The organism is Xanthomonas sp. SHU 166, assembly GCF_000364685.1.
Lineage (GTDB): Bacteria > Pseudomonadota > Gammaproteobacteria > Xanthomonadales > Xanthomonadaceae > Xanthomonas_A > Xanthomonas_A sontii.
The window spans coordinates 1-5,534 of record NZ_AQOJ01000433.1 but is presented as its reverse complement, the minus strand read 5'-3'; the positions used below and the strand labels follow the sequence as shown (position 1 = coordinate 5,534).

Sequence of the window (5,534 nt, the reverse complement as noted above, 5' to 3'; positions counted from 1 at the left end):
GCCGTAGCGCGCGATCAGGTCGCCCGACAGCGGCCAGCCCAGGCCACCGACCTTCAGCGGCGGTGCCGAGGCGACCACCTTGGGCGGTATCTTGCCGCCGCCACGCCCGGCCTTCGCCGCGGCCTTGGCCTGCGCCGCCTGTTCGGCCGCCTCGCGTCTGGCCGCGGCGCGGCGCTCGGCCTCGGCGCGGGCGGCGGCGGCACGCAGGTTGGCGAGCAGGGTTTCCAGCGCCTTGGCGTCCTGGCCCAGCGCCTTCTCGCGTTCGCTGCGGTCCTGGTAGCGCTGGTCCAGTTCCGAGACCACGCTGGCGCGCTGCTTGCGGTCGCGCTGCAGCGCTTGGGCCTGTTCCTGCTGGCGGCGCTGGGCCTCGCTCAGTTGCTGCTTCTGTTCGACGACCTCGCGCTGCACCTGTTCCAGCGCCTGCAGCTCGTGGGTCAAGGTCGCGATGCGCTGCGCGCGCTCGCGCTGCAGATAGCGGTGGTACGCCAGCAGGCGGTTGGCATCGGCCACGCGGTCCTGCGCCAGCAGCAGCTTCAGCGGCGCATTGCCGCCGATGGCATAGGCCGCCCGCAGCAGCTGCGCCAGTTCGGCGCGCTGGCGCGTCAAGCCACTGCGCAGGCCATCGCGCTTGCGTTCGAGCTCGGCCAGGGTCTGCTGGTGCCGCTGCAGCGCCTGTTGCGTCTGCGCCAGACTGCGGCCGGTGACGGCGACCTTCTCGTCGGCCTCGCGCAACTGGCGTGCGGCGTCGCCGCGCTTGCCTTCCAGTTGCCGGCGCTCCTCGGCCACGCTCTTCAGCTCGCTGCGCACCTTTTCCAGGCGCTTCTCGGCCTCGCGCGGATTCTGCGCCGCGGCTACGCCGGCGGTCAGCAGCCACGTCAGCGCCAGCAGGCGGCGCACAAGGCCGCGCCAGTGTCCGGGCGCACGCCGCTCGGCCGCGCGGGGCGCGGCGGAATGCGATGGGACAAGCGCGGCTGCGGGCAAGCGAGGGTCCAGTGACTTCAGGCAGGTGTGGATTGTAGCGAAGCGTGTTGTGATCGCCCCACGATTGATTGCGGCCGCATCGTCGGCGCCCGGGAGGTGAAGGATGAAACGCATGCATCTGGCGGTTGTACTGGCGCTGGCCCTGACGGCCGGCCCGGCGTTCGCGGGCGAAGGCATCAGCAAGGTCAACGGCAGCATCACTGCCGACGCCGGCAAGCAGTACGGCGATCTGGAAACGGTCAACGGCAGCATCACCGTCCAGTCCGGCGCCCAGGTGGGCAGCGTGGAAACGGTCAACGGCAGCGTCAAGGTCGCCGACGGCGCGCAGACCAAGGGCTTGTCCACGGTCAACGGCGGCATCACCCTCGGCGAGCGCGCACAGGTCGCCGGTTCCATCGAAACCGTCAACGGCGGCATCTTCGTCGACCGCGGCGGCCGCGTCGGCGGCGGCATCGAGAGCGTCAACGGCAGCATCGGCCTGGTCGCCGCGCAGTTGGACAAGGGCATCGAGACGGTCAACGGCGACATCACCGTCGGCCACGATTCGCATGTCGGTGGTGGCATCTCGATCAACAAGCCCAGCTTCAGCATGTCGTTCAAGCCGACGCGCAAGCCGCGGGTCATCGTCGGCCCGCGTGCGGTGGTGGACGGCCCGCTGCGCTTCGAGCGCGAAGTGACCCTGTACGTGCACCGCAGCGCCAAGACCGGGCCGATCACCGGCGCCACCGCGCTACCCTTCGACGGCGACACCGCGCCGAACAACTGAGCCGTGCCGCGACGACGCGCCCGCCCGGGCGCGTGCGGCTTGCCTATAGAATCCGGGGTTCCCTCGCCATCAGGAGCCCCCATGTCCCGCAAGCTCGTGCTGTGCCTGGCCGCAGCCGCGGCGCTGACCGCGTGCAAACGCGAAGCGCCCGCCCCAGCCGCCGACATCGCGCCACCGGCCGCGGCGCCCGCACCCGCTGCGGCGCCCACGCACGCGTTCTCCACCGGAATCGCACCGGCGGACTTCGCCGAACTGGTCAAGACGCTGTCCTCCGATGCCTTCGAAGGCCGCGGTCCGGGTACGCCTGGCGAAGACAAGACGGTCAGCTACATCCGCGACCAGATGCAGCGCATCGGCCTGCAACCGGGCAACGGCGACAGCTGGTTCCAGGACGTGGCGATGACCGAGACCACCGCGGCGCCGGGCACCATGCTCACCATCGCCCACGACGGCGCAGCGCGGCAGCTGGCCTTCGGCACCGACATGGTGGTGGGCACGCGCACCGGCCAGCCCGAGGTCAAGCTCGATGGCAGCGACATGGTCTTCGTCGGCTACGGCGTGGACGCGCCGGAGCAGAAGTGGAACGACTATGCCGGCCAGGACTGGAAGGGCAAGACCGTGGTGATGTTCGTCAACGACCCCGGCTTCCACACCGGCGATGGCAGCCTGTTCGAAGGCAAGCGCATGACCTACTACGGGCGCTGGACCTACAAGTTCGAGGAAGCCGCGCGCAAGGGCGCCGCCGCCGCATTGATCGTGCACGACACGCCCGGCGCCAGCTACGGCTGGGACGTGGTCAAGAACTCCTGGTCCGGCGCGCAGTACGACCTGCCGGCGAAGGACGATCCGGAGCCGCGCATTCCGGTGCAGGGCTGGCTCACCGCCGAGGCGGCCAAGCAACTGTTCGCCGATGCCGGCCTGGATCTGGCGCAGGCCTACAAGGACGCCAGCAAGCGCGGCTTCAAGCCCATCCCGCTGAAGGCCAAGCTCTCGGTGGACCTGAAGAGCACCATCGCCGAGAAGACCTCGCGCAACGTGGTCGGGGTGCTGCCCGGCAGCAGCCGCGCCGACGAGGCGGTGCTGTACATGGCGCACTGGGATCACCTGGGCAAGCACGAGGGCGAGCCCGGCGACAATATCTACAACGGCGCGGTCGACAACGCCACCGGCGTGGCCGGCATCCTGGAAATCGCCGAGGCGTTCGCGCACCAGCAGCCCAAGCCCGAGCGTTCGGTGGTATTCCTGGCGGTGACGCTGGAGGAATCGGGGCTGCTCGGTTCCAAGTACTACGTGGCGCATCCGACCTTCCCGCTGAACAAGATCGCCGGCGTCATCAACCTCGATGCGATGCCGGTGGCCGGGCGCGCCAAGGACCTGGTGGTCAACGGGTTCGGCAGCTCACAGCTGGAAGACCTGCTCAAGCCGATCGCCGCCGCGCAAGGCCGCGTGCTGCACGCCGAAGACGCGCCGCAGAGCGGGTTCTACTTCCGTTCGGATCACTTCAACTTCGCCAAGGCCGGCGTGCCGGCGCTGTACATCGACGGCGGCGAAGACCTGGTCGACGGTGGCATCGAAGCAGGACGCCGTGCGGCAGCCGAGTACGCCAAGCGCTACCACACGCCAGCCGACGAGTACGACCCGGCGACCTGGAAGCTCGACGGTGTGATCGACGACCTGCAGGCGGTGTACGGCGTTGGCAAGGAACTGGCGGCCGGCGACAACTGGCCGAACTGGTACGCGGACAATCCGTTCAAGGCCGCACGCGACAAGATGATGGGCAGGCCGACGTCGTTGCCCGCGGCCGAGCCTGCCGCCGGCAAGTAGGCGGCGGCTTCCTTAGTGTCGTGGCAGCGGCGCTTCGGCGCCGTTGTCGTCTTTGCCCCCATCGGTCGCGCGGCGCACCGGGCATCGTCGCTGCCGCCACCTCGCGCAGATCGCTTACCGCACGCAGCGGTGCGCGGTTGCCGGACGTCTTCCGAGCGCCTCGAATGCCGATCGGAAGCCCACGCGTAGAGCACTTCGGCCGCGACGAGAGCTACCGCTATAGAAAAGCCCGGGCATGCGCTGCCCGGGCTTTCATGGGATGACGATGACGCATGACGTGACCGCGGCGGCTGACCGCCACGGTCGCCGTCGGCTCAGGCGGCCTGCTTGGTCTGCGCCAGGCTGGCCATGTCGATGACGAAGCGGTACTTCACGTCGCCCTTGAGCATGCGCTCGTAGGCCTCGTTGATCTGCGCCATCTCGATCGTTTCGATGTCGGACACGATGCCGTGCTTGGCGCAGAAATCCAGCATCTCCTGCGTCTCGCGAATGCCACCGATCAGCGAACCGGCCAACTGGCGCCGCTTCATGATCAGGTTGAACACCGTCGGCGACGGATGCGGCTCGGCCGGCGCACCGACCAGGGTCATGGTGCCGTCGCGCTTGAGCAGGGTCAGGAACGCATCCAGATCGTGCGGCGCCGCGACCGTGTTGAGGATGAAATCGAAGCTGTTGGTGTGCGCCGCCATCTCCTCGGCGTTCTTCGACACCACCACCTCGTTCGCGCCCAGGCGCAGCGCGTCGTCGCGCTTGCCGGCCGAGGTGGTGAATAGCACCACGTGCGCGCCCATCGCATGGGCAATCTTCACGCCCATGTGCCCGAGGCCGCCCAGCCCAACGATGCCGACCCTCTTGCCCGGGCCGACCTTCCAGTGATTCAGCGGCGAATAGGTGGTGATGCCGGCGCACAGCAGCGGCGCCACCGCCGCCAGTTGCTCGGCATCGTGGCGAATATGCAGCGTGTATTTCTCGTCGACCACGATGTGATCGGAGTAGCCGCCATACGTGTTCTCGCCGCCGAACATCGGACCGTTGTAGGTGCCGACGAAGCCGTTCTCGCAGTACTGCTCCTCGCCATCGGCACAGGAAGCGCAATGCCGACAGCTGTCGACCATGCAGCCGACACCGGCAAGATCGCCGACCTTGAAGGCACTGACCTGATCGCCCACCGCGGTGATGCGACCGACGATTTCATGGCCGGGCACCGACGGGTACTGGGTGTTGTGCCACTCGTTGCGGGCGGTGTGCAGATCCGAGTGGCAGACGCCACAGTAGAGGATCTCGATGCTGACGTCGTGCGCACCGAGCGCACGGCGCTCGAAGGTGAACGGGGTCAGCGGCTGATCGGATGCCTTGGCGGCGTATCCATTGGCTTGGCTCATGGGGAAGGCCTCGTGGTGGGTGAAAGGGGCCGAAGGGCGGTGCGCATGTAGAGCAATCGATGCCTACGCGGTCGCCTGAGGTGGAAAAGTCTAAGCGGCGGGGCATGAAAGGCACGCATCGCCACATGGAACGGTGCGATGCGCGTCGTCAAAACGCCTCACCGAGTGCGGACTGGCGCACATGTTCGGCTGAACGCCAATGCACTTGACGGTGACATGTGGACGCGCCGACCGGCATTCATCGGCAGATTGCACGTGAGCGGATCTGCAGTCGATGAGAAACGCGCACCAGGAAGTGCGCGCAATGCGTCCAATGACCAGTCACAGGATCGCCTACATGCTCTGTCCACTTTGGACGCAGAGTCGGTTCGATCGTGCAGTAGGCCTTGGCAGGCAGATGCTTGTAGGCAGGGTTGCCGCTTGTCGACAACAGACGCCCAGGAGGCCGTGGAGGAACCGAGCCCCTCTCCCGCCGGGAGAGGGGCTGGGGTGAGGGTACGGCGCGCGCAGCGCCACGCCGATCGGTCACTGCGAGGCTTCGCCCGCCCCCTCATCCGCCCCTGCGGGGCACCTTCCCCCGA

Annotated in this window: 4 protein-coding genes; 2 read left to right on the top strand and 2 right to left on the bottom strand. The window is 68.1% G+C overall.

Annotated elements, in window-relative coordinates; translation table 11 throughout:
- A partial coding sequence (locus D180_RS11775; RefSeq protein WP_017912953.1) for a hypothetical protein occupies positions 1-897 on the bottom strand: 897 nt, incomplete at its 3' end.
- Between the two features lie 187 nt (positions 898-1,084).
- Between D180_RS11775 and D180_RS11770 the strand changes: the two genes are divergently transcribed.
- Together D180_RS11770 and D180_RS11765 are read left to right on the top strand one after the other, a co-directional pair.
- A complete protein-coding gene (locus tag D180_RS11770) occupies positions 1,085-1,747 on the top strand; it encodes a hypothetical protein (RefSeq protein ID WP_017912952.1) in 663 nt (220 codons plus the stop codon).
- Positions 1,748-1,828: 81 nt separating this feature from the next.
- Positions 1,829-3,571: a M28 family metallopeptidase gene (locus tag D180_RS11765; protein WP_017912951.1), complete on the top strand. Its 1,743-nt coding sequence runs from the start codon at positions 1,829-1,831 to the stop codon at positions 3,569-3,571.
- Positions 3,572-3,885: 314 nt separating this feature from the next.
- Here the strand turns inward: D180_RS11765 and D180_RS11760 are convergent, their stop codons facing one another.
- Complete coding sequence (locus D180_RS11760; RefSeq protein ID WP_017912950.1) at positions 3,886-4,953, bottom strand: NAD(P)-dependent alcohol dehydrogenase; 1,068 nt, start codon at positions 4,951-4,953, stop codon at positions 3,886-3,888.
- Between the last annotated feature and the right edge of the window lie 581 nt (positions 4,954-5,534).

What these genes read in the sequence shown, in the direction of transcription:
- D180_RS11770 (WP_017912952.1), top strand. Translation starts at nt 1,085, where the DNA reads ATGAAACGCATGCATCTGGCGGTTGTACTGGCGCTGGCCCTGACGGCC.
- D180_RS11765 (WP_017912951.1), top strand. Translation starts at nt 1,829, where the DNA reads ATGTCCCGCAAGCTCGTGCTGTGCCTGGCCGCAGCCGCGGCGCTGACC.
- D180_RS11760 (WP_017912950.1), bottom strand. Translation starts at nt 4,953, where the DNA reads ATGAGCCAAGCCAATGGATACGCCGCCAAGGCATCCGATCAGCCGCTG.